General features: G+C 44.8%; 17 protein-coding genes and 2 pseudogenes. 17 read left to right on the top strand and 2 right to left on the bottom strand.

The genetic code is table 11. The features are described from left to right. The 7 genes and pseudogenes from DEAC_RS24645 to DEAC_RS20140 form a co-directional block, all read left to right on the top strand. Nucleotides 1–694 (top strand): annotated as a pseudogene (locus tag DEAC_RS24645) (collagen-like protein); the annotation flags it as partial. 95 nt (nucleotides 695–789) lie between these two features. After that, entirely contained in the window at nucleotides 790–1,875 is a 1,086-nt protein-coding gene (locus DEAC_RS20160; protein ID WP_152671454.1) for a tetratricopeptide repeat-containing glycosyltransferase family 2 protein, read from the top strand. Between the two features lie 138 nt (nucleotides 1,876–2,013). Next, nucleotides 2,014–3,111 carry a tetratricopeptide repeat-containing glycosyltransferase family 2 protein gene (locus tag DEAC_RS20155; RefSeq protein ID WP_047811890.1) on the top strand — a complete coding sequence of 366 codons (1,098 nt, stop codon included), beginning with the start codon at nucleotides 2,014–2,016 and terminating at the stop codon, nucleotides 3,109–3,111. Nucleotides 3,112–3,250: 139 nt separating this feature from the next. Continuing rightward, a pseudogene (locus DEAC_RS24345) lies at nucleotides 3,251–4,330 on the top strand (tetratricopeptide repeat-containing glycosyltransferase family 2 protein); the annotation flags it as partial. Nucleotides 4,331–4,396: 66 nt separating this feature from the next. Continuing rightward, nucleotides 4,397–4,960, top strand: coding sequence for a class I SAM-dependent methyltransferase (locus DEAC_RS24640; protein ID WP_282434469.1), 564 nt, complete (start codon nucleotides 4,397–4,399; stop codon nucleotides 4,958–4,960). A 45-nt stretch (nucleotides 4,961–5,005) separates the two neighbouring features. Next, nucleotides 5,006–5,605, top strand: coding sequence for a class I SAM-dependent methyltransferase (locus tag DEAC_RS20145; RefSeq protein WP_047811889.1), 600 nt, complete (start codon nucleotides 5,006–5,008; stop codon nucleotides 5,603–5,605). 110 nt (nucleotides 5,606–5,715) lie between these two features. Further along, complete coding sequence (locus DEAC_RS20140; protein WP_047811888.1) at nucleotides 5,716–6,429, top strand: glycosyltransferase family 2 protein; 714 nt, start codon at nucleotides 5,716–5,718, stop codon at nucleotides 6,427–6,429. A 138-nt stretch (nucleotides 6,430–6,567) separates the two neighbouring features. On the opposite strand, the gene DEAC_RS20135 is transcribed toward DEAC_RS20140, so the two are convergent. Continuing rightward, a complete protein-coding gene (locus tag DEAC_RS20135) occupies nucleotides 6,568–7,557 on the bottom strand; it encodes a glycosyltransferase family 4 protein (RefSeq protein ID WP_047811887.1) in 990 nt (329 codons plus the stop codon). A gap of 227 nt (nucleotides 7,558–7,784) precedes the next feature. Between DEAC_RS20135 and DEAC_RS20130 the strand changes: the two genes are divergently transcribed. The 3 genes from DEAC_RS20130 to wecB all read left to right on the top strand — a co-directional run bounded on the left by DEAC_RS20130 (nucleotide 7,785) and on the right by wecB (nucleotide 10,956). Then, nucleotides 7,785–8,864, top strand: coding sequence for an NAD-binding protein (locus DEAC_RS20130; protein ID WP_047811886.1), 1,080 nt, complete (start codon nucleotides 7,785–7,787; stop codon nucleotides 8,862–8,864). A 66-nt stretch (nucleotides 8,865–8,930) separates the two neighbouring features. Continuing rightward, on the top strand, nucleotides 8,931–9,851 hold the full coding sequence (locus DEAC_RS20125; RefSeq protein ID WP_047811885.1) for an NAD-dependent epimerase/dehydratase family protein: 921 nt from the start codon (nucleotides 8,931–8,933) through the stop codon (nucleotides 9,849–9,851). Nucleotides 9,852–9,873: 22 nt separating this feature from the next. Next, nucleotides 9,874–10,956, top strand: a complete 1,083-nt coding sequence (gene wecB, locus DEAC_RS20120; RefSeq protein ID WP_047811884.1) for a non-hydrolyzing UDP-N-acetylglucosamine 2-epimerase — start codon at nucleotides 9,874–9,876, stop codon at nucleotides 10,954–10,956. Between the two features lie 159 nt (nucleotides 10,957–11,115). Here wecB and DEAC_RS20115 read toward each other — a convergent pair whose 3' ends face one another. After that, nucleotides 11,116–12,111: a CAP domain-containing protein gene (locus DEAC_RS20115; RefSeq protein WP_047811883.1), complete on the bottom strand. Its 996-nt coding sequence runs from the start codon at nucleotides 12,109–12,111 to the stop codon at nucleotides 11,116–11,118. A 285-nt stretch (nucleotides 12,112–12,396) separates the two neighbouring features. Here DEAC_RS20115 and DEAC_RS20110 point away from each other — a divergent pair, with 285 nt between their 5' ends. From DEAC_RS20110 to glmS, 7 genes are all read left to right on the top strand, one after another. Then, complete coding sequence (locus tag DEAC_RS20110; RefSeq protein ID WP_047811882.1) at nucleotides 12,397–13,551, top strand: DUF362 domain-containing protein; 1,155 nt, start codon at nucleotides 12,397–12,399, stop codon at nucleotides 13,549–13,551. A gap of 95 nt (nucleotides 13,552–13,646) precedes the next feature. Next, nucleotides 13,647–14,669, top strand: coding sequence for a DUF1786 domain-containing protein (locus DEAC_RS20105; protein WP_047811881.1), 1,023 nt, complete (start codon nucleotides 13,647–13,649; stop codon nucleotides 14,667–14,669). A 97-nt stretch (nucleotides 14,670–14,766) separates the two neighbouring features. Next, entirely contained in the window at nucleotides 14,767–15,579 is an 813-nt protein-coding gene (gene cdaA, locus DEAC_RS20100; RefSeq protein ID WP_047811880.1) for a diadenylate cyclase CdaA, read from the top strand. Nucleotides 15,580–15,582: 3 nt separating this feature from the next. Continuing rightward, nucleotides 15,583–16,809: a CdaR family protein gene (locus DEAC_RS20095; protein ID WP_047811879.1), complete on the top strand. Its 1,227-nt coding sequence runs from the start codon at nucleotides 15,583–15,585 to the stop codon at nucleotides 16,807–16,809. A 15-nt stretch (nucleotides 16,810–16,824) separates the two neighbouring features. Then, a complete protein-coding gene (locus DEAC_RS20090; RefSeq protein WP_047811878.1) occupies nucleotides 16,825–18,426 on the top strand; it encodes an NAD(P)/FAD-dependent oxidoreductase in 1,602 nt (533 codons plus the stop codon). A gap of 158 nt (nucleotides 18,427–18,584) precedes the next feature. Continuing rightward, nucleotides 18,585–19,922, top strand: a complete 1,338-nt coding sequence (gene glmM, locus DEAC_RS20085; RefSeq protein ID WP_047811877.1) for a phosphoglucosamine mutase — start codon at nucleotides 18,585–18,587, stop codon at nucleotides 19,920–19,922. 655 nt (nucleotides 19,923–20,577) lie between these two features. Next, the gene (glmS, locus tag DEAC_RS20080; RefSeq protein WP_047811876.1) at nucleotides 20,578–22,401 is read left to right on the top strand and encodes a glutamine--fructose-6-phosphate transaminase (isomerizing); all 1,824 of its coding nucleotides are present in this window, start codon (nucleotides 20,578–20,580) and stop codon (nucleotides 22,399–22,401) included. The last annotated feature ends 185 nt before the right edge of the window (nucleotides 22,402–22,586 follow it).

The following is a 22,586-nucleotide window of genomic DNA, read 5'->3' as shown; positions in this document are numbered from 1 at the left end:
AGGTATCCAAGGAACGCAGGGTATCCAAGGAACGCAGGGTATCCAGGGAACGCAAGGTATCCAAGGAACGCAGGGTATCCAAGGAACGCAGGGTATCCAAGGAACGCAAGGCATCCAAGGAACGCAAGGCATCCAAGGAACGCAAGGCATCCAGGGAACGCAAGGTATCCAAGGAACGCAGGGTATCCAAGGAACGCAGGGTATCCAAGGAACCCAAGGCATCCAGGGAACGCAAGGTATCCAAGGAACACAAGGAGCAACTGGAGCTACCGGGTCTGGATTAGCAGCCTATGCGTACCTCTATGATACGACAACGCAATCAATTGCCAGCGGCGGTGATGTGACGTTTAACTCAGTTGGCATATTAATCGGAGGTATAACTTACGCTACTGGTTCAACACAAATAACTTTGCCTGCCGGAAACTATTCAGTCGATTTCTCGACTACAGTTTCTACCAATAATGAGTTTGCTTTAACTCAAAATGGGGCAATACGCATCCGTACGGTGTATGCGTCGAGCGTTTCCGGAACGCCTACAGTTCGAAGGAATGAAGGGCCTTCAATTATTACCGCTTCAGCCGGCGATATTATAACATTGAGAAATACAAGCGGCGCAACGGTTACTTTGGTAAACAACGCTTTTGGACAGCTCACAAACGTGGCAGCAAGTTTAAGATTTATGAAATTAAATTAACTGCTTAAACGAGGGCTCCACGGAGCCCTCTCCTCAAACTATTGGCCTATACTTATAGATAGATATTTTACGGTTGTATACGAGGTGAATAAATTGTGAATAATTCAAATATTACAATAAGTTTATGTATGATAGTAAGAGATGAAGAACAAACAATCTCCAGATGCCTGGATTCTGTGACAGGTATTCCTGATGAAATAATCATTGTTGATACGGGGTCAATAGATCAAACTAAAGAAATCGCCCAAAAGTATACTAACTTTGTTTTTGATTTTGAGTGGATAGATGATTTCGCTGAAGCACGGAATTTTGCTTTTTCTAAAGCTAATATGGACTATATCCTTTGGCTGGATGCAGACGACATTATCTCAGGGTCCGATCGTGACAAATTTTTGATATTGAAAAAAAGCCTTGATCCTTTGATCGATGTGGTTAATATGCCTTATATATTGGACCTCGATGAATATGAAACGGTTGCTATGAGTCTTCGCCGCAACAGATTGGTAAAGCGCAGTAAAAACTTTCAATGGTTTGGGGCCGTCCATGAATTTTTGAAAATTGACGGTTATGTTATGAACAGTGATGTCTGTGTGACTCATCTAGGAATCCGGGATGATCCGAATCGCAATCTCAGGATATTTGAAAAACAGATGATTAAAGGGAACCCCTTGTCAGGAAGAGATCTCTTTTATATAGGCAATGAGCTGCTTAGTCACCGCTTATACCATCGTGCCGTTGAGATCTACCAAAAGGCTCTTCAGCAAGAGGACTTATGGGTTGAAAATAAACTGTCTGCCTGCCAACGTCTTGCCGGAATTTATCATCATCTTGAAGAGAAGGACAATGAATTACAATTTCTCTTTAAATCCTTCGAATATGATGTTCCTAGGGCGGAGTTCTGCTGTCATCTGGGCAATTATTTCTTGGAAAATGGCCAGTACGAAAAGAGTATTTTTTGGTATAACCTTGCTACTAAGCTGGAAAGGCCTGGAGAGAACTGGGGTCCGGCGGAGCATGCCTGTTGGACTTGGCTTCCCCATATCCAGTTATGCCTTTGCTATGATCGTTTGGGTAACTACAGCCTTGCTTACAAACATAATGAAATCGCCCGGGGTTACCGTCCCCAAGATCCCCGGATTCTTTACAACAAAAAATATTTTGAAGATATTTTAAGCCCTTAGATAAAGCATGGATGTTTCTTAAAAATCGATTCCCCTAACTGAATTATTTAGCTCGATATTTCGCGAAGAAAATGCACCGCTGTCCCCTGTTATGAATACGATATATTGACTTTATTTTTGGGGAGGCTAAATAATCCAATGCCACAAACAGAAATAACCATCAGTCTGTGCATGATTGTAAAAAACGAAGAGAGCAATATCGAGCGCTGCCTAGATTCGGCGCATAACCTTGTGGATGAAATTAATATAGTAGATACCGGTTCGACGGACCGCACGAAAGAAATTGTAAAAAAATATACTGACCGAATTTTTGACTATGCCTGGAATGATGATTTTGCTTCCGCCAGGAACTACGCTTTCAGTCAGGCAACTAAGGACTACATTCTCTGGCTGGATGCAGATGACGAGCTTCTTGAACAGGATCAGAAGGAGTTTTTAACCCTTAAGAAAACGTTGGATCCTGTGGTAGATGCTGTAAACATGCCCTATCATTTGATTCTGGACAAACATGGAAAACCTATTTGCAGCCTGCGCAGAAACAGGTTGGTCAGGCGCAGTATGAATTTTCAGTGGATAGGGTTGGTACATGAGTATTTGGAGGTTAACGGGAAAGTTTTAATCTCAGATTGTGCAGTTACTCACAGAGGAGGCCCGGGTGAACTTGACCGAAATTTAAAGATTTATGAAAGTCGTTTAGCAAGGGGAGAAGTTCTTTCTCCTCGGGATCTATATTATTACGCCAATGAACTAATAGACCACAAGATGTATAATCGAGCGATCGAATATTACCTTAAGTTTTTGGCCACCGGAAAAGGATGGGTGGAGGATAACATTTCTGCTTGCGGGAGGCTCGCGGATTGTTTTGAGATTCTTCATGAGCAGGGAAATATGTTCAAATATTGTTTTAAATCCTTTGAGTATGATACTCCACGGGCTGAATTTTGCTGTCGTCTTGGTTTTTATTTTCTTCAATTAGAGGCGCTTGATCAGGCCGTTTTTTGGTATAAACTTGCCACAGAAGTAGAGTTGCCTATAGATTCATGGGGTCAGGTTAACTACGACTGTTGGACCTGGCTTCCTCATCTGCAGTTATGTGTCTGTTACGACAAATTAGGAAAACATGAGCTTGCCTACAAGCATAATGAGTTAGCCTTAAAGTATCGTCCGGAGGACTCCCATATTCTTCATAATAAGAGATATTTAGAGGGTGTGTTGGGATTGGAATCCGAAGGATAAATAAGACCTAGTTTTAAAAGTCCTCAGGCAATAGCCAAATGCCAGAGGGCTTCTTTATTTTGAACGAGTGTGTCCATATTCTAGTTTCATGAATACGATAAAGTATGGCCGAAACCCAAACTTTGAGGTGATATAAACGATGGAAAAGCGTCCGATAACCATCAGTCTTTGTATGATTGTTCGCAATGAAGAAAGCAACATTGCCAATTGTTTAGAATCTGTGAAGGGAATCCCAGACGAAATTGTTATCGTTGATACCGGGTCGACGGATAACACGAAGGAAATTGTACGTCAATACACTGATCAAATCTATGATTTTGAGTGGATTGATGATTTTTCTGCTGCCCGTAATTTTGCTTTCGCTCAAGCAAGGATGGATTATATTCTATGGCTGGATGCCGATGATATTTTATCAGAGGTAGATTGTCAGAAATTCCTGAATTTAAAAAGTAATTTGACTCCGTTCATTGACGCTGTCAATATGCCTTATAATTTATCGTTCGATGAGTTCGGAGTCGTAACGTATAGTTTTAGGAGGAATCGCCTGGTTAAGCGGAGCAGTAACTTTCGTTGGGTTGGAGCAGTCCATGAATATATTGATGTGAGTGGAAACATTCTTAAATCGGATATATGTGTGACCCATACGGGTACGGCTGAAATCAGCGAACGCAACTTGAGAATATTTGAAAAGTGTCAGGCAAAAGACATGGTCTTCACTCCGCGGGATTTGTATTACTATGGCAATGAATTATTTGAACATCAGCTTTATAATCGTGCTGTTGAAGTCTATCAAAAATTTTTAAACACCGGACAAGGATGGGTGGAGGATAGACTTTCAGCTTGTGCGAGGTTAACTGATTGCTTTCAGCAGTTGGGCGACAGGGATAAAGAACTGGAGTATAATCTGAAATCCTTCGAATTTGCAGCTCCGAGAGCTGAGTTTTGTTGTCGCTTAGGATTTTATTTCCTGAGTGCTGAAAAATATGAACAGGCCGCTTTTTGGTATAGCCTAGCTACGAAACTAGAAAAAAGCGACATATGGGGGCCCGTGATTCAATCCTGCTGGACATGGCTGCCTCATTTACAGTTGTGTGTTTGCTACGATCGCTTAGGCAAGTATGAGTTAGCCTATGAGCATAATGAAATGGCCAGAACGTTTCGACCGGAAGATTCTCAAATTCTGCACAACAAGAATTATCTGGAGCAAACGTATGGATTAGGGTCTGCCGAAAGAAAAGTCAGTAATCATGAGTCAGCTTTTGAGTCAAGTAAAAGGGGATGGAGTATGAATCACTTGCAGATTGCTTTAAAAGATCAATTGCCAGGTTTAAACTGGCACGAGGACTTTATCGTTCACCTGGCGAGCCTTTACAGACCGAAGGTTTATGTGGAACTTGGCTTATTTCAATGCGCTCTTTTTAACAGAGTTATACCCTTTGCTGAACAATTAATTGGAGTAGATATGACCCCAGAGGCCGGTAACTATATGCAACATTCCCCAAAGACGCGGTTTGTTAACTGTTCGACCCAAGAATTTGTCAGCGAATTAGAGGTGAACCCACTAAAGATTGATATGTTATTCATCGATGCCGACCATTCTAAAGAGGCGGTACTAAAAGATTTTAAGACGTTTTTCCCTTATGTCGCACCTCACGGACTCATTCTGCTTCATGATACTCATCCGAGCGATGAGGCTATGATGCAGCCGAATTGGAGTGGTACTGCCTGTCAAGCTGTTGAGATATTGGCCCAAGATACGAAGGACTATGAATTAATGACGATTCCGATTGGCCCCGGTTTAACGATTTGCCGGAAACGGCAGGTTCAATTATCCTGGCAGGAGGAATAAAGAGGCCAAATAAAAGGAATTAACGTTTGAAAGGGTGTTCGGTCAATGACAGTAACTATCTCAACCGTAACCCACAAAGATTTCCTTGTTACGATTAATGAACTTCTGTTGGATTCCCATTCGCTCTTGGATGTGGGCTGCGGTATGTGTGTAACTCTCAAAGAATTTCATTGCCCTATAAAAATAGGTGTTGATGTTCATCGGCCATATTTAGAAAAAGTTAAGTTCGGTGAGCAGATTATCAGACTCAATTTTGCGGCTGAGCGGCTTAGTGAACTATTCTTGCCCAATACCCTGGATAGCGTAACTTTAATTGATGTCATTGAGCATTTTGAAAAAAAGGCTGCCCTTGATGTTTTGCGTCAATCTGAGGAGATTGCCTGCAAAAAAGTTATCGTCTTTACTCCGAGAGGATTTTTCCAACAAAAAGAATTTGATTATTACGGATTAGGGGGAGAAAGTTATCAGCGGCATCGATCGGGATGGGAGGTTGAGGATTTCCAAAAGCTCGGGTATCACGTTGTTGTTTTCAGTAAGTTTCACGATCAATCAAATTTTGCTTTCTTGGAAATCTACGGCAAAGACGCTGAACCTGTAGATGCCCTTTTAGCTTGGAAGGATTGCTCTCCAATCAGAGATTTGTGATTTGGTGTCAGCCGTTCAAGGCTTTGCATGTTTCAAAAGGATGCATCGCCTAGGTGAAAGTCGCTCTGTAATTTTGTAATAATGTGCTTTTACGAATTGGAGGAAATTAAATGATTATGCCGCTCGTTAGCGTGGTTATTCCTACGTACAATCACGCCAGATACATTACCCAAGCTGTTGAGAGCGCTCTGAAACAGACTTACCAAAACGTTGAAATTCTAGTTGTCGATGATGGTTCCACAGACAACACTGCAGAGGTTATTAAGCCGTATTTAACGCAAGTCCACTATATCTACAAGGAAAACGGCGGAACATCCAGCGCCTTGAACTATGGAATAGAACAAGCAGCTGGCAAATACGTTTGCTGGCTAAGTGCCGATGATATGTTTGAACCTGAAAAGACGGCTAAACAGGTTCTTTTGCTGGAGAGTGATCCATCGCTTGGCTTTTGTTATACGAGCTTTATGATTATAGATGCTTTGGGAAACATTACCCATCTGATACGTTCGTTTTACACGGCTAATACTCATGACATGGTTTTAAGACTTATGGATGCGTGTTTTATCAACGGTTCAACCGTCATGATGAGGAAGTCTGCTTTAGAGAAGACGGGAGGATTTGACGAAACTTTACCGACGGCTCATGACTATGATATGTGGTTTCGCTTGTTACGAAATGGCCCTTGTGGATTTATAGATGAACAACTCCTTAAGTATCGCTGGCATGGCGAAAATATGAGCTTGTATGGAGTTAATTGTGATGCCAGAGTAAAAGCCAAGGCCAAGGAGCTTTTTCCGGAATGGCTGGGGGAGGACAGACTATAGTATACAAGGTGTCTCAGAGAGTTTAGCGTTCATTATTATCAAGGACAGTAACCGTAATCATTTTCAAGCGGTTGCTGCCCTTTTTCAGTAGTATTGGATATCGCTTCACGAAGGTTATCTGAAATATAAAGAAAGGGGTTAAAGCCGGTCTAATAAGAAGGATTCTACCTGATTGGCAGTACGCTGCCAAGTCCATGGCCGGACATCTTTAAATCCATTGCGGGCAAGGACCTGCCGTTGGTCATCATTTAACAGTAACTGTTTTATGCCCTCGGTTAGTTGAGCTACATGGCTCGGCGAAATAACGAGACAGTTTTCATTATGCTTAGCATAATCACGGTTCCCGCCGCAATCGGTAGTTACAACGGCTGTTTGGCAAGCCATAGCTTCTAATGGAGGCAGCCCAAAGGCCTCAAAATACGAGGTATAGACATAAAGATCAGCTTGGGCATAGAGTCTGGCCATCTCATGGTCGTTTTGCGGAGTTCGCTGTTCACAAGGAAAAGGAGGAACAAGTTGATCCGGTTCAGGGTGAACAACATAAACATCAAATTCAAGATGCTCGTCTTTTAAACGGGAACAGGCTTCCCAAAAATCGTTGCCACCTTTCCAAAAATAACCATATTTTTCAGAGCGTGATATATAGAAGATAGTCTTGCGGCCGGTTAGTGACGAGTGTTTGGGCAAGGGATGAAAGATTGACTGATCAACTCCGCCGTGGATCACGGTGCTGTCTCGTCCGGTACCATTTAAAATCATTTGGCGGTGCCACTGGGATATGGAGAGAATGGGGGCATCAATCTGATAGGTTTGCAGAGCCAGCTCATCTTTAACCCACAGGGGCTCGTAGCCAAGGCTTAAACGGACGACCCGGCCCTTTTTCGATTCCCAAGCCGGCATAACCGTCGTATAAAAGTTCGGAATAATAAAATCTGCTGAAGGTATAGCTTCCGGAATAAGCGCTTTAACACGTGTGATTTTCACGTGTAAGGGCCAGACAATTAAGCCTTCTTCGGGTATAACAATTTCAATGTCGTGTCCTTTGTCTGCCAGGGCATTGGCCAATTGACAAACAAAGCGTGCTCCGCCGCCGGTCCCCAGACTATGATTCGGAAACACAATTTTCATGGTGACATCCCCCCTTTTATAACTCACTTTGAGGTAAATGCTTTTGGTTTTAAAGATGGATAGTATAGCCTATGCCAGTAAGCCCGGCACAGGAAGCAACATTTCAACAAAAAGTGTGCTGGCCCCTTAGACATAGTCCTCCAGCTAAATGCTTATTCAGAGTTGTGTCAACATTAAGGGGACTGCCATACCTTATAGTGATGAGCTAGAGGAGGATGGATCCAAAAATGAAAATTTGTGTCGTGGGTTTGGGGAATATCGGTTTTAATCTTTTCGCCTTCCTTTGTCAGAGATTTGCCGGAGATGTAATCGGAGTGGATGTGAATGAGCGCAGAGTTGATGAATTAAGGCGCCAAGGTTATAGGGTAACTGGGGATTATCGGGATTTAACTGAGATCGATGTTTGGTTAATGGCTCCCTCCACGGGTAATCAAGGGGAAAATCTATTTGCGGCTTTAGGCCAGATGGTACTCTGTCCGGGCTCTTTAATTTCTGTAGAATCGACATTGCCTCCTGGAACAATGCGGCGAGTGCGTGAATTCTTGGCGGAAAAAGGGTTAACCGTGGGAACTGATATTTATTTAATCCATGTGCCCCATCGAGTCATGTTTGGCGTTGACAAAACCGTTTGTGATACCCCTCGGGTAATAGGAGCCTTTACGGAGGCCTGTTTGGAAAAAGGACGCCAGTTCTATGCTCCCTTGGTTCCTGGGCTGGTGGAAGTATCTGATATCAGGGTGGCGGAGCTGTCTAAGGTCGTCGAGAATGTTAAACGTTATATAGATGTGGTATTTGCTGAAGAAATTTACGGTTATTGTGCAGACCAGGGAGTGGATTATAACGAGCTAAGACGCGCTGTAAACAGTAAAAATAACGTTGAACTTCTTGAAACCGACTGGGGCATTGGCGGAGAGTGCCTGCCCAAGGATATGCGTTTCTTGCGATCTGTTTGTCACTCAACTTTGCTGGAAGGGGCGGAACAGGCTGATCGGCAATACAGAAGCAGGATAGTGCGTCAGGTGGGGAGCGGTAAGAAAGTTTTAGTCAGAGGTGTAAGCTATAAGACTGGGGTTAAGGATCTTAAGCATAGCAGAGGGGTTGATTTGGTCAGCGCTTTAGAAGCGGCCGGGAATACTGTTTGGGTGGAGGACCCTTTATTTACCGCTGCTGAGCTTAGGAGTGCCGGCTTTAGAGTGAAGGATGATCAGGAGAACGAAAACGAAGGAAGCGTTGCAGATGGGGTAGTATTGGAACGGCAAAGGGCCTTAGAGATGGAGCTTCCTTTAGAATTAGATAACGGCTTATAGCCTTCAGGGAATAGCCGGGTTCTATAAATATAATAAGTCTAATTAGTGAGAAAAGGAGTAAGTAAGATGGCCAAAATATTGGTAATCGGCAGTAAGGGAACTTTAGGTTCACCCTTAGTAGGAGTACTGCAAAGCCGGGGGCATGAGGTTTGGGAAGTTGATTTACAGCACCATCAGGGAGATAAGTATTTTAGGGCGGATATTGCAGAATATCGTCAGTTGGAACGGGTTTTTGAACGAAATTATGATTTTGTCTATCTATTAGCGGCTGAATTTGGCAGGATTAATGGAGAACATTATTATGACACACTTTGGAAAACAAATGTTATCGGGACACGTAACATTCTGGAGTGGCAATTGAAAAAAGGTTTCAGGCTGGTATTTACTAGTTCCTCTGAAATCTATGGGGAAGCGGCAGAACCTGTGTTGACGGAAGACTTACCCTTGAAAAAGACCATCATTCAGCATAATGATTATGCCTTAACCAAATGGGTCAATGAAGTTCAGGTTCTGAATTTTGAGAAAAAATTTCAGTCCCCGATTGTTAGATTGCGTTTATTCAATGCTTATGGCCCTGGAGAATATTATCACCCCTACCGCAGTGTTGTTTGCCTCTTTGTTTATCGAGCCTTAAAGGGTATACCCTACGATGTTTTTGAAGGATATCACCGTGTCTTTATGTATGTTGATGATTTAATCCCGACAATGGCCAACGTTGCTAATAATTTTATGCCTGGAGAGGTATATAACATCGGTGGAAAGGAATACCGCAGTGTCAAAGAATTAAGTGATTTAGTGCTTAAATATACGAAGGGCAATCCGAAATTAGTTAGTTATCTTCCGGAAGATAAGCACAATACGGTTAGTAAACGGCCTGATATTCGCAAAGCGATGACTGATCTGGGACATGATCCCAAGGTAGTGCTGGAAGATGGTTTACCCATGACCGTGGAGTGGATGAAGAAGATTTATGGAGAGGACCGTTAATAATTAGAAGGGAACTCCAGCAATGAAGATAATGACTATATTGGGTACGCGCCCTGAGATCATTCGTTTAAGCCGGATCATTCCTATTTTGGATAGCCTTTGTGAGCATATTTTCGTGCATACCGGTCAAAATTTTGACCGAACATTAAGCGCTATATTTTTTGCTGACTTAAAGCTGAGGCCCCCGGACTATTTGCTGGAATGCAGGGCTTCAACGCTGATGGGACAAATCGGCGAGATATTGAGCCGGTGTGAACAGGTGATGGTTCAGGAGAAGCCGGACCGCCTGCTAATTTTAGGGGATACCAACAGTGCCTTGACTGCGATGGCGGCGAAACGGCTGCGTATTCCGGTTTACCATATGGAGGCGGGCAACCGTTGTTATGACGACCGGGTACCGGAGGAAATTAACCGGCGAGTGGTTGATCATTGCAGTGATATTTTGCTGCCTTATACAGAGCGAAGCCGGGCCAATCTGCTTAGGGAAGGGATTGACGGAAAACGTATCTATGTAACGGGCAATCCAATCGGGGAAGTGCTTAGGCATTACTCGGACAGGATTGAACAAAGCCAAGCGCTGCAGACTTTGGGCGTGGACAGCAAGAGGTATTTCCTTGTGACGTTACACCGTGCTGAAAATGTCGACGATGAGGAACGCATGGCCAAATTTATCACTGCACTGCATGGGTTAGCTGCTGAATACGGAATGCCCCTTATTTGCAGTCTTCATCCGCGAACCCGTTCTCAGTTAGAGAGGCAAAAAAGGACTTTAGCCGGAACAGGCATTCAAGTCGTTGAACCCTTAGGGTTGTTTGATTTTGTGCATTTGGAGCAAAATGCTTTCTGTGTTTTAAGTGACAGCGGAACTGTTCAGGAGGAGTGTTGTCTCTATAAGGTACCGAATGTAACATTGCGTGATGTGACGGAACGACCAGAAACTATAGAGTCAGGAAGCAATCTCATTGCGGGATGTGAACCGGAAGCCATCTCGCGGGCTGTAAAAACGGTTTTAAGTCAAGGGTGGGATTGGGAACCTCCGCCTGAGTACTTGGTCCAAAACGTCAGCCGTACAGTTGTAAAAATTCTCTTTAATCACGTCTGCTGACAAGCCGGAATAGGATAATAGCAGGGCACGTTAGAGTTCCAAGCATAGCAAAAAAAACAAACTCCGCACAGCGTTTGCTGGTAATGCGGAGTTTGTTTTTAAAATGCGTTATTTCAGTATTTTATATTTAGTGGTGTCGAAGAAACTGTACGCAGATTTCTATTCTTGTAAAAATTCTTGAACATAAAGATTACCATAAGCACTTCCGTAAGCGATTCCTACGCCCACATGGGTAAAGCGGGGATCAAGGATATTGGCCTTGTGGCCAGGACTTTGCATAAAAGCCGCCATAGCTCCGGAAACAGAGTCATTCCCGGCAATGTTTTCTCCAGCCCAGCCAACAGTTAATCCTACCTCCTGCATCATGGCCCAAGGGCTGCCGTAAGTGGGTGATGTATGGTCAAAATAATTATTCGCTTTCATATCGTCGGCCTTGGCTTGTCCAACTGAAACTAAACGAAAATCTACCTTGAGGGGGGCAACACCGGCGGCGGCGCGTTCTTGATTAATCATATCCACCATTTGCTGTTCATCGGGTGTCAAAGAAGTAACCGCAGGAATGGCGGGAGTCGTAGGTGTAGTTGTTGGAGAGCTTGAGGAGGATGTCGGGGAAGTGTTAGAGGTTGGAGGTGTCGAGGTCACCGGAACAGAGGATGATGACTGGTTAATATTTTTTAAGGAAACAACGCTTCCTCCGAGGCTTGGTTGTCCAATTGTTACTGTCACCGGTTGGTATTGAACGGTTGAAGGCGTTGAGGAGTAGTTTGTTGACGTTCCCGTTCCCTGTGTTGAAGTAGGGACAGTCACCGATGTGGAAGGAATCGAGGTCGGATAAATATTTTTTAAAGAAACAACACTGCCGGAATTAGTCGTAGTCGGCATGGTGTTGACTGTTGGAGCAGAATTCTGAGTTGAGGGCGTAGTAGATACAGACGTTGTTGATTGAGTTCCGGAAGCTGTCGTGGTGGTAGTCGGAGCAGAAAATACTTGCGTCGCGGCAGGTGCTGTCGATCGGAGGGTAACCACTGAACCTGAAGCAGACCCCGGTAAGGATTGTGAACCGCCGATCAGCAGGGCGGCCTGTGCCGGCATAGCAATCGTGGTCATGAGTAAAGCCATTTGAATTCCTGCGAACACTTTAAAACGTTTATTCATGTATGTATCCTCCTATTAAAATTGAAGACAACAGTAGTATAACATGACAAGTTGCTTCATCAAATGGTACATTTTGGGGATGAAAAGACAAATTCCCGTTTACTGGTAATTTCCTTCTCTATATAAAACATTGTATAATGAAGGCATCTATTCTCTGTTTTCGGCAGGGAAAAACTCTACAAATGGATATATAAGTAAGCAAAGGTTAATCATGACGTTAAATTCAGTGCTTTCCCAGGAGGAGGAGAGAATCTCTTTAACGATCTGGAGAGGGTGAAAAGTTAAGTGCAGGAACAGGAAAAAGTAGTTTTAAAATATTGCCCGGATTATACTGCCGATGTTGAACTGAGCTTGAGAGATGGTTTGGCAGAATGGGGCGGTATGTCCGAGTTTGTGAAGCCCGGTCAAAAGGTATTGCTGAAAGTTAATCTTCTGATGAAGAAGCGGCCGGAGGAAGCTGTTACGACTCATCCCAGCGTTGTCGAGGCAGTTGTTCATCTGGTTCAGGAAGCGGGCGGGATTCCGATCATTGGAGACAGTCCCGGGGGGCCTTACACTCTGAGTGCTCTGCAAGCGGTCTATGCCCGATCTGGCCTGCGTGACGTCGCCGAAAGGACGGGAGCACTTCTTAATGAAGATATTGGCCAAACAACTATTCCCTATCCTGAAGGGAAATTAGTTAAAAGTCTGACCGTAACAAATTGCGCTCTCAATGCAGATGTGATTATCCCTCTTTCAAAGCTCAAAACTCACGGGATGATGACCTTTACAGGGGCTGTGAAAATTCTTTTTGGTGTTATTCCCGGTCTGCTTAAGGCAGAATATCATTTAAAAATGTTTAAGATCGCTGATTTTGCCGATCTTTTAGTGGATATTGCTGCTTGGGCCAAACCAGCCTTTAGTATTATGGATGGAATAACAGCAATGGAAGGAGACGGCCCATCAGCAGGCAGGCCACGTAATGTTGGAGCTTTGATCTTAAGTAGGGACCCTTTCGCTCTAGATGTTGTCGCGGCTGATTTAATCGGTTTAAAGCCAGAAAAGGTACCTACAGTGATGGCGGCCCGCAATCGGGGATTAATCAGCAGCTTGGAAGAAATTAGGATAAAAGGAGATGCTCGTTCTCTTTGGCGCATTCAGGATTTTATAATACCCAAAGCTGTTTCGACCAACTTCTTGGATATGGTGCCTATGCCCCAAAGAGCCAAGAAGTTTGTGCTTAATCGTGTTCGCCCGCGCCCTGTTTTTGACCATACTAGTTGTGTGGGGTGCAAAGACTGTGTCAATAACTGTCCGCCAAAAGCTCTGAGCATGAATGAGCATCAACGCCCCGTTGTAGATTTAGAAGCGTGTATTCGCTGTTTTTGCTGTCAGGAGCTTTGCCCGCAGCAAGCTGTGAAAATCTTTAAGCCCTTGATGGGAAGAAAATTACTAAAATAATTGCAATCCCTACTAAAGTTTAGTAGTATGTCCGAAGATGATTGTATGCCGCAGCCAAAGGATGGTTACGGATATGGCTGGAGAAGGTGTTGGAAATGAGTAATAATTTAATTGCTGTTGATGTTGGTTCCGGTACACAAGATATCCTTCTTTATCAATCTGGGGTCGCGTTAGAAAATTGTCCTAAGTTTATTGTTCCCAGTCGTACGCAGTTCGTGGCAGCTCAGATACGAAAAGCCAGCTTAAACGGTAGGGAGATTTTTCTGCATGGCTATATGATGGGCGGCGGAGCCTGCACCCAAGCTTTAAAAGAACACCTAGCCTTAGGTCTCAAGGCCTATGCTGCCCCTCAAGCTGCCCTAACATTTAATGATAACTTGGAAAAAGTTAAGTCTATGGGAGTTGAACTCTGTCCGGAGGCTCCCAATGCTGCAGCTTCTATCTGGATGGGAGATATTGATATCTTAGCCTTGAAGCAGGCGATGGGAGCTTTTGGTTTAGACTACCCTCAGAATTGGGCCGTAGCTGTTCAGGATCACGGCTTTAGCCGAACAGAAAGCAATCGAACGCTGCGCTTTCAGTTATGGAAAGATTTTGTACTCCAGGGAGGAGATTTGAGAACGCTGGTTTTCAAAGAAGAAATCCCCGAAGTCTATACCCGGATGAGGGCTGTGCGGGAGATCCTGCCGGGTGCTGCAATTACGGATACCGGGACTGCTGCGCTTTTGGGAATTATGGCCGATCCTTTGGTGAAGCCTTACCTGGAGCGGGGTATTTTAGCGGTTAATATCGGGAATTCCCATACGCTTGCTGCTGCCATACGGGGAGAACGTGTTTATGGGATTTTTGAACATCATACGAGTATGTTGACTCTTGAAACATTGGCCGCCTTTATCAAACGTTTTCAGGCAGGGGAATTGACCAATGAAGAAGTTTTCCGTCATGGAGGTCATGGCGCAGCAGGACATCCGGATATGAAAGCCGGCTGGGAATTTGTGGCTGTTACTGGTCCTAAAAGAAGTATGGCAAAATCTTTAAATTGGTATGAAGCGGCCCCCTATGGGGATATGATGTTAACAGGGTGTTTCGGTCTTCTTGCAGGGCAAAAAATTATTTAAACTCTATAAAAATATTTTTAAATGGCAAGGTATTTTTCGATGTGTGGAGAATCAATAAGAAATGACTTTTTAGAGTATATAAGAAGGGGGGAAGACCATGACGGGGGTTTTATCTCAATTTCGTAATTTTGGCTGGTTGGATGCTATTGATGTTCTTGTGGTGACAGTGGTCTTCTACCAATTCTATATGCTCATTAAACGAACTCGGGCAGTTCAGTTGGTCAAAGGTGTTTTGGTGCTTCTTGTTGCCTACCTTTTGGCGAAATATTTTCAACTGCGTACATTAAGCTGGATTCTTGACAAATTGTTCCAGATGTTTGTCATTGCTATTCCGGTGGTATTCCAGCCTGAGCTTAGAAAGTTTTTGGAGCAGCTTGGCCGAGGACGATTTTTAACACGCCATCCTTTAACTCCCGGCATTAATTCTTTAGAACAGGTCGTTGAGGAATTGGTGCGCTGTACTCAAGTGCTCTCGAAGAATCGTATTGGAGCTTTGATCGTCATTGAACGAAAAACCGGAGTCCAGGATTTTGTAGAGACTGGTATCAAAATTGACGGGGTAGTCTCCTCCGAGTTTTTAGTCAATGTTTTCATTCCTAATACGCCGCTTCATGATGGGGCAGTTATTATTCGTTCAGATCGTGTGGCCGCTGCGGGGTGTTTCCTTCCTCTTTCGGAAAACCCCAATATTCAGAAAGATTTAGGTACCCGACACCGGGCTGCTTTGGGTTTGACAGAAATTACGGATGCCCTGGCTCTTGTCGTTTCAGAGGAAACCGGTGCGATTTCTGTGGGAATTGACGGTGCTTTGACTCGTTTTATGGACGATAAAATGTTACGTGAATTGTTGCTGAGGGAACTTGAACTGAATGGCACCTCTTCCCCGACAATTCCTTTTTGGAGGTGGTAGCTAGTGATTGATGTTTTACGGCGAAACCTCGGTGTTAAATTGCTTTCGTTTTTAGTTGCCATACTTTTTTGGCTCTTTGTTATGAATCAAGGAAGTGCTGATAAAATAATATCTGACCAAACGTTGACGGTTCCTTTGGTCGTTACCAACCTGCCGCAAAATATGGTCGTGATGAGTCAGCTTCCTTTAATCAGTGTCCGTTTCCAGGGAATTAATCCCAGTGCCAATATTAAAGACATATATGCTCAGGTGGATCTTTCCGGGGCAACAGCTGGAGAACATAGCTATTCAGTTATAATTAATGCCCCTGTAGGAACGACTGTAGTGGATCGTCAACCGGCAAGCATAAAACTAACGTTGGATAATGTTCAGGAGAAAATTCTTCCGGTTCAGGTTGCTATGTCTGGCAATCCTGCCGATGGGTTCCAAGTTGGGACTCCTATTGTTAAACCTTCGGCGGTAAATGTCAGGGGACCGAGTTCGGTTGTTTCAAACTTAAATAAAGTCACCGCAGAAGTCAGCATAGCGGGTGCCAATGATACTGTTGAAGTTTCTCCGGCCGTAAGTTTTCGCGATAAAGCAGGCAAACCTATTCTTGGTCCTAACCCTAGTGTCGATATCTTATCCGCTTATCCGAGCAGTGTCGATGTTATTGTTCCGATTACAGCCAAAGGTATGTCTACTAAGATGATCTCCCTCAAGGTAAAAACTACCGGTACAGTGGCTCAGGGGAAAGTACTTAAATCCGTAATAGCTTCACCTACCAGTGTGCAGGTTTCAGGCAGTGCCCAGGCCTTAAAGGGTTTCGATTCTCTGACCATCGGCCCCGTTGATCTTAGCGGCCTGACTGAAGACAAAACCTTTCAGATTCCTCCGGATCAGGTTACCCTGCCGTCGGGAGTCTCCTTCCTCAATGGAACGACAATCAGTGTTATTGCTCAGATAGGGGCCGGACCAATTCAAAAAACTATTACAGGTGTTCCTGTTGACATCCGAAATGTTGGCAAAGATCTTCAGGTTGATCAGGGAATATCGCCAGTCGATGTGGTGGTTGAAGGCCTTCCGGATGTCGTAAATAACCTAACGCCTACTCAAATCCAGCTGTGGGTAGATGCTTCCGGTCAAGCTGAAGGCAGTTATCCTAATACCCAGCTTCTCTGGCAGCTGCCACCTGGAGTTACCATGATTACAACGCCACAAGTAACCTATAGCCTTAAAGCGAAGGCTTAAAGGAGAATAATAAACGTGGATTTAATATGGACAAGTTTAAGAATTCCTGTCGAGGATGATGGTTTATTAAGAACTGTCATGGCCCGAAAGTTAAAGGTCCCTGAAGCAATGATTCAGGGACTTCGTTTCTTGCGCCGTTCCTTAGATGCTCGTAAGAAACCTAATCTTGTTTTTGATTATACCGTTCAGTTTTCGCTGGAAATTCCTAAAAAAGAAGGATATCGGCTTATATCAAGAATTCCGGGACTAAAAGAAGCTCCGCCGGAAGTTCCTGTAGTCTGGTCAAAGCCTGTGAAAAAGTTACGACATCGCCCTATCGTCGTCGGCTCGGGCCCGGCCGGATATTTTGCAGCCTTGGCCTTAGCCCGTAAAGGGTATCGGCCCTTAGTGCTGGAACGGGGAGATTCGGTGGACGAGCGGACGCGAAAAGTTCAGCAATTTTGGCAGACGGGGAACCTGGACACTGAGAGTAATGTTCAATTCGGCGAAGGAGGGGCGGGAACGTTCTCCGATGGGAAACTGACAACTCGTATCCAAGATCGTCGTATCACAGAAGTATTAGAAACCTTCGTTAAGCACGGTGCACCCTCCGAGATCCTGTTTCTGGCGAAACCGCACATCGGTACAGACATTCTTAAAGACGTCGTAAAGGGGATTCGCCAAGAAATCATTTCCCTTGGCGGCGAAGTTCGGTTTCGAGCTAAAGTGACAACTTTAAAGTCATCAGGAGGTCACCTGCAAAGTGTCATGGTAAACGGCCAAGAAGAAATTTCCGCTGAGGCAGTCGTTTTAGCCGTAGGGCATAGTGCTCGGGATGTCTATAGATTCCTCCATGGGCAAAACATTACTTTGGAGAGAAAAGGGTTTGCCATAGGTTTGCGTATCGAACACCCTCAGACATTGATTAATTTAGCACAGTATGGTGTTGAGAAACATCCTTTGGTTGGCCCTGCGGATTATCAATTGACCTATAAGGACGCAGGGACCGGTCGGGGGGCCTATGCCTTTTGCATGTGTCCCGGAGGAAAGGTTGTTGCCGCTGCTTCGGAAGAAGGCGGCTTAGTGACTAATGGCATGAGCGAATATGCACGGGATACGAACGCAGCCAATAGTGCTATCGTCGTAACTATTGGGACTGATGATTTTACGACCTCGCATCCTTTGGCAGGCCTGGAGTTTCAACGAACATGGGAAAGTAAAGCTTTCGCTGCCGGAGGCGGCAGCTATCATGCCCCGGCACAGCGAGTACAGGATTTTTTAGAGGGCCGGGTATCAGATGATTTTGACTTGCCTGCCAGTTATCTGCCGGGTATTACGTCCTGTGATCTGCATAGTGTCCTGCCCCAGGAAATTGGGGAGGTGCTTGGCAGAGCTTTGCAGGAATTTGAGCGGAAAATTCATGGGTTTACGGGGCCTTCAGCGACCTTGACGGGAATTGAAACGAGGACAAGTTCTCCTCTGCGCATCGTGCGTAATGAGCGAGGGGAATCTTTAAACCTGGCAGGATTATATCCGGCGGGAGAAGGTGCCGGTTATGCCGGCGGCATCACAAGTGCGGCGGTAGACGGCTTAAGAATGGCCGAGCACCTTATGGCACATTATGCGCTGATGGAGTAGAATAGGAGTGTTAGGCGATTAAAGTATGCCTTTCCATGCAAAACCTTAATTACGACATGTTAAAAAATAAGTTGAACATCTCGTCCATATGGTTATAATTAGATAATGTTCATGTAAGCTCATCGAGTTAAAATAGTGATGAAAGGGAGAGAAAGGATTTGGGTCGACTCTTTGGAACCGATGGGGTGCGCGGCGTGGCCAACAGCCAGCTGACACCAAGCCTTGCTTTTCAACTTGGGCAAGCAGGTGCGTATGTTTTGAGCAAGGAGCATCCACACCCTCGAATTGTGATAGGCAAGGATACCCGGATTTCAGGGGATATGCTTGAAGCTGCCTTAATCGCGGGAATCTGCTCTGTTGGAGCGGATGTGTTAAAGGTAGGCGTTTTGCCGACACCTGCGATTGCTTATTTAACGCGAACCTTAGACGTTAGTGCAGGCGTGGTAATTTCAGCGTCCCATAACCCTGTTCAAGATAATGGTATAAAATTTTTTGATTCCACTGGATTTAAATTACCCGATGCCATTGAAGATGAGATTGAAAGTATTGTTGTAAATGACGATAAACCGTGGGATTCCCCCATCGGCGGGGAGGTCGGACGGGTTATTGAGGTTAAGGATGCTGGAGAACGGTACATAAACTTTCTTAAGCAGTCCGTAGGGCGCCTCGATGGCCTTAAAGTAGTTTTAGACTGTGCCAACGGCGCAGCAGCCTGTGTAGGACCTGCGGCACTGCGGGAATTTGGCGTAGAAGTCGTTCCGATTTTCCATAATCCGGACGGTGTAAATATCAATGCGGGCTGCGGATCGACCCATCCTGAGGAACTGCAGCGGGCTGTTTTGGAGCATGGCGCTGATCTGGGTCTGGCCAATGATGGTGATGCTGATCGCTTGATTGCTGTCGATGAGCATGGAAATATCCTGGATGGGGACTTTATTATGGTGATTTGTGCTTTGGCCCAGAAGGAGAAAGGAACCTTAGCGGAAAATGCCGTAGTTGTAACAGTTATGAGCAATCTGGGGCTGCGTTTAGCCCTTAAAGAAGCCGGCATAACCGTTTATGAAACCCAAGTGGGAGATCGTTATGTCATGGAGGAATTACTGCGGACGGGAGCCAGATTAGGCGGAGAACAGTCCGGCCATATCATTTTCTTAGATCAAAATACCACGGGTGATGGCTTATTAACTGCTCTTCATTTGCTGTCGGTGGTCAAAGAACGGCAAGTTCCTCTTTCCCAGTTGGCTAAGCAAATGCAGAGATTGCCTCAGGTGCTTCTGAATACTCGGGTAAGCAATAAAGAACGGTTAATGTCCGATGAGAGAGTTCTAGCCAAAGTGAAGGAAGTCGAAGAGTTATTGGGCGGGCGAGGCCGTGTTTTAGTACGTCCTTCGGGAACGGAACCTTTGATTCGAGTAATGGTTGAAGGACCGGATCAGGAAAAATTGACGCAATTAGCCCAAAGTGTTATCGATATGATTATTAAGTGTGATGCATAAAGATACCATTGAATAACCTGTTTAGTATAGCGTATAATTGGTTCATGTGTTGGAACAGATATGAGTTCTGAAGCATAGAATGGTTTGGCAGCATCTATTATGAGACCTTTCGGATGGAACTTTGTGATAAAACATACGTATCTGACCGGCACATGGACCTTTTGTTTAGTGGAGTGAACGAAGGGCCTCCCATTGTAGAAGTGGTGGCCTTAAAAACGGGATAATGATTCGGTCGTGGATTTCGACCTTATCAAGCTTGCTCTTTGAAAGGGGTGATGCTATAAGAAAAGATCAGTTAGGAATTTCTATGTTTGCGGGTTAGGGTAAAATTGAATTGCGTTGTTTCAGAGACGTTTAAGCGCCAGGACCTTATCTATTATTACGTTTAAGGTCGACGAGGAAGAGGGTTATCGAATCTTTCGGCGGGTCCCTCTCGGTGGCTTGTCACCGTTACGCTTACATAAAACCAGAGAGCAATTTCCGGGACAAAGGGTGAGTGAACAAGAAAAGGGGTTAGTCTGCCTATGTGGACCCTTTGACTATTAATGTCCAAAAGCTGAAACAACGAAGTCGTCCGAGGTAGGGCGGCTTTTTCTCGTATTTGAAAAACGATTTTAAGAAGTTATAACGATGAGATTGAGGGGAGAAAAATAAAATGTGTGGTATCGTTGGATATGTGGGAAAGCAAACTGCTATTCCTATTTTGGTAGAAGGTTTAAAAAAATTAGAATATCGCGGGTATGATTCAGCTGGGGTAGCCGTGTTGGATGCCCAGGGTATCTCTGTGTCCAAAAGCGTAGGCAAGTTGGCCGCTTTAGAGAAGGAGATCGGAGAAAATTATTCTCAGTCCTGTATAGGTATTGGCCATACTCGCTGGGCAACTCACGGTCGTCCTTCCCAGGTCAATGCCCATCCTCATGGGGACTGCGGGCTTGATTTTGCTGTTGTCCATAATGGGATCATTGAGAATTATCTGGAATTAAAAGATCAGCTGATCGAAAAAGGGCACTCATTTGTCTCGGAAACAGATACGGAAGTTTTAGCTCACCTTGTTGAAGATTTTTACCAAGGAGACTTGGAAGCAGCTGTTCGCCAAGTTTTAGCGATTATTCGCGGTTCCTTTGCTATGGTCGTACTCAGCCGCAAAGAACCGGGTAAGCTGGTGGCGGCCCGTAAGGACAGCCCGATGGTTGTAGGGCTTGGTACAGGAGAGTTTTTTGTAGCGAGCGATATTACCGCGATCCTTAACCATACCCGCCAGGTCTATATTCTAGATGACGGCGAAATGGTTGTTATCCAAGAAACCGGGGTAAAAATTACGGATTTTGCCGGAAATCCCCGCGTCAAAGAAGTCATGCATGTTAAGTGGGATGCTGTAGCAGCGGAAAAAGGCGGTTATGAGCACTTCATGCTTAAAGAAATTCACGAGCAGCCTAGGGCCTTGCGAGATACGATGCTGGGACGTCTGGAAGAGGAAAAGGTTGTTCTTCAGGAAGTCGATTTGACCTCGGATGAGCTCGCTCAAATTCATAAAGTTTATATTGTTGCTTGTGGAACAGCCTGGCATGCCGGGTTAGTCGGCAAGACCTTGATCGAGCGCTGGGCACATCTCCCAGTGGAAGTAGACATTGCCTCAGAGTTCCGCTATCGGTCCCCATTAATAGACGAACACACCCTTGTGGTAGTTGTGAGTCAGTCCGGCGAGACAGCGGATACTTTGGCAGCTTTGCGGGAGGCTAAAAACCGGGGTGCACGTGTAATTGCCATTACCAATGTTGTAGGCAGTACGGTGTCCAGGGAGGCTCATGATGTAATCTTTACTTGGGCCGGTCCTGAAATCGCAGTAGCCTCAACAAAAGCTTATACAACTCAATTAGAAGGAATGGTGCTGCTCGGATTATACCTTGCTCAAGTCAAAGGAACCTTACCGGCAAACAAGATCGGGGAAATTATTCAGGGTTTAAAAAATATCCCTGCTCAAGTGCAGGAAATACTTGACCAAGAGAGCAGTATTCGTGAACTAGCCAAATCATTTGTCGGCGTTGAGGATGCGTTCTTCCTGGGCCGTTCCTTAGACTGGGCGGTTGCTATGGAAGGTGCTCTCAAGATGAAGGAGATTTCCTATATTCACGCTGAAGCCTATGCGGCAGGGGAATTGAAACATGGTACGTTGGCCCTCGTCACAGAACAAACCCCCGTCCTTGCTCTGGCAACCCAACGGGAGGTATTCGATAAAACCGTTTCCAATATCAAAGAAGTAAAAGCTCGTGATGCCAAAGTTTTCGGGATGACTTATAAAGGCAATACCAGCCTAGCTAAGGCGGTAGATCAGGTTATCTATATTCCCGAGACCAGAGATGAACTTGCTCCGATTCTCACAGTTATTCCGCTCCAGCTTTTGGCTTATTATGTCTCTGTGGCCAGAGGCTGTGACGTCGATAAGCCGAGAAACTTGGCCAAGAGCGTGACGGTTGAGTAGAATGTTAATAAAATGCGACAACTTGTTCAATAATAATAATCACTGCAGAAAGAAAATAAAGACTGCAGAATAAAAATAATGTATGCAGAAACCCGTGGGGTGTAAGCAGGAGCAATCTTGTAAACCTCCACGGGTTTTTTTGTGTCCAAGAAACTACCCATCACCCCAAAAAAGAGAGATATAAA

Source organism: Desulfosporosinus acididurans, from assembly GCF_001029285.1.
Taxonomy (GTDB): Bacteria; Bacillota; Desulfitobacteriia; order Desulfitobacteriales; family Desulfitobacteriaceae; genus Desulfosporosinus; species Desulfosporosinus acididurans.
Note: the sequence above shows the minus strand (reverse complement) of the source record. Positions and strands in the feature narration are given on the sequence as shown.

Bases quoted from the DNA above. Each gene is read 5' to 3' on its own strand.
- DEAC_RS20155 (WP_047811890.1), top strand. From the start codon at position 2,014: ATGCCACAAACAGAAATAACCATCAGTCTGTGCATGATTGTAAAAAAC.
- glmS (WP_047811876.1), top strand. From the start codon at position 20,578: ATGTGTGGTATCGTTGGATATGTGGGAAAGCAAACTGCTATTCCTATT.
- DEAC_RS20135 (WP_047811887.1), bottom strand. From the start codon at position 7,557: ATGAAAATTGTGTTTCCGAATCATAGTCTGGGGACCGGCGGCGGAGCA.
- DEAC_RS20125 (WP_047811885.1), top strand. From the start codon at position 8,931: ATGGCCAAAATATTGGTAATCGGCAGTAAGGGAACTTTAGGTTCACCC.
- DEAC_RS20145 (WP_047811889.1), top strand. From the start codon at position 5,006: ATGACAGTAACTATCTCAACCGTAACCCACAAAGATTTCCTTGTTACG.
- DEAC_RS20105 (WP_047811881.1), top strand. From the start codon at position 13,647: ATGAGTAATAATTTAATTGCTGTTGATGTTGGTTCCGGTACACAAGAT.
- DEAC_RS20130 (WP_047811886.1), top strand. From the start codon at position 7,785: ATGAAAATTTGTGTCGTGGGTTTGGGGAATATCGGTTTTAATCTTTTC.
- DEAC_RS24640 (WP_282434469.1), top strand. From the start codon at position 4,397: ATGAATCACTTGCAGATTGCTTTAAAAGATCAATTGCCAGGTTTAAAC.
- DEAC_RS20140 (WP_047811888.1), top strand. From the start codon at position 5,716: ATGATTATGCCGCTCGTTAGCGTGGTTATTCCTACGTACAATCACGCC.
- DEAC_RS20115 (WP_047811883.1), bottom strand. From the start codon at position 12,111: ATGAATAAACGTTTTAAAGTGTTCGCAGGAATTCAAATGGCTTTACTC.
- wecB (WP_047811884.1), top strand. From the start codon at position 9,874: ATGAAGATAATGACTATATTGGGTACGCGCCCTGAGATCATTCGTTTA.
- cdaA (WP_047811880.1), top strand. From the start codon at position 14,767: ATGACGGGGGTTTTATCTCAATTTCGTAATTTTGGCTGGTTGGATGCT.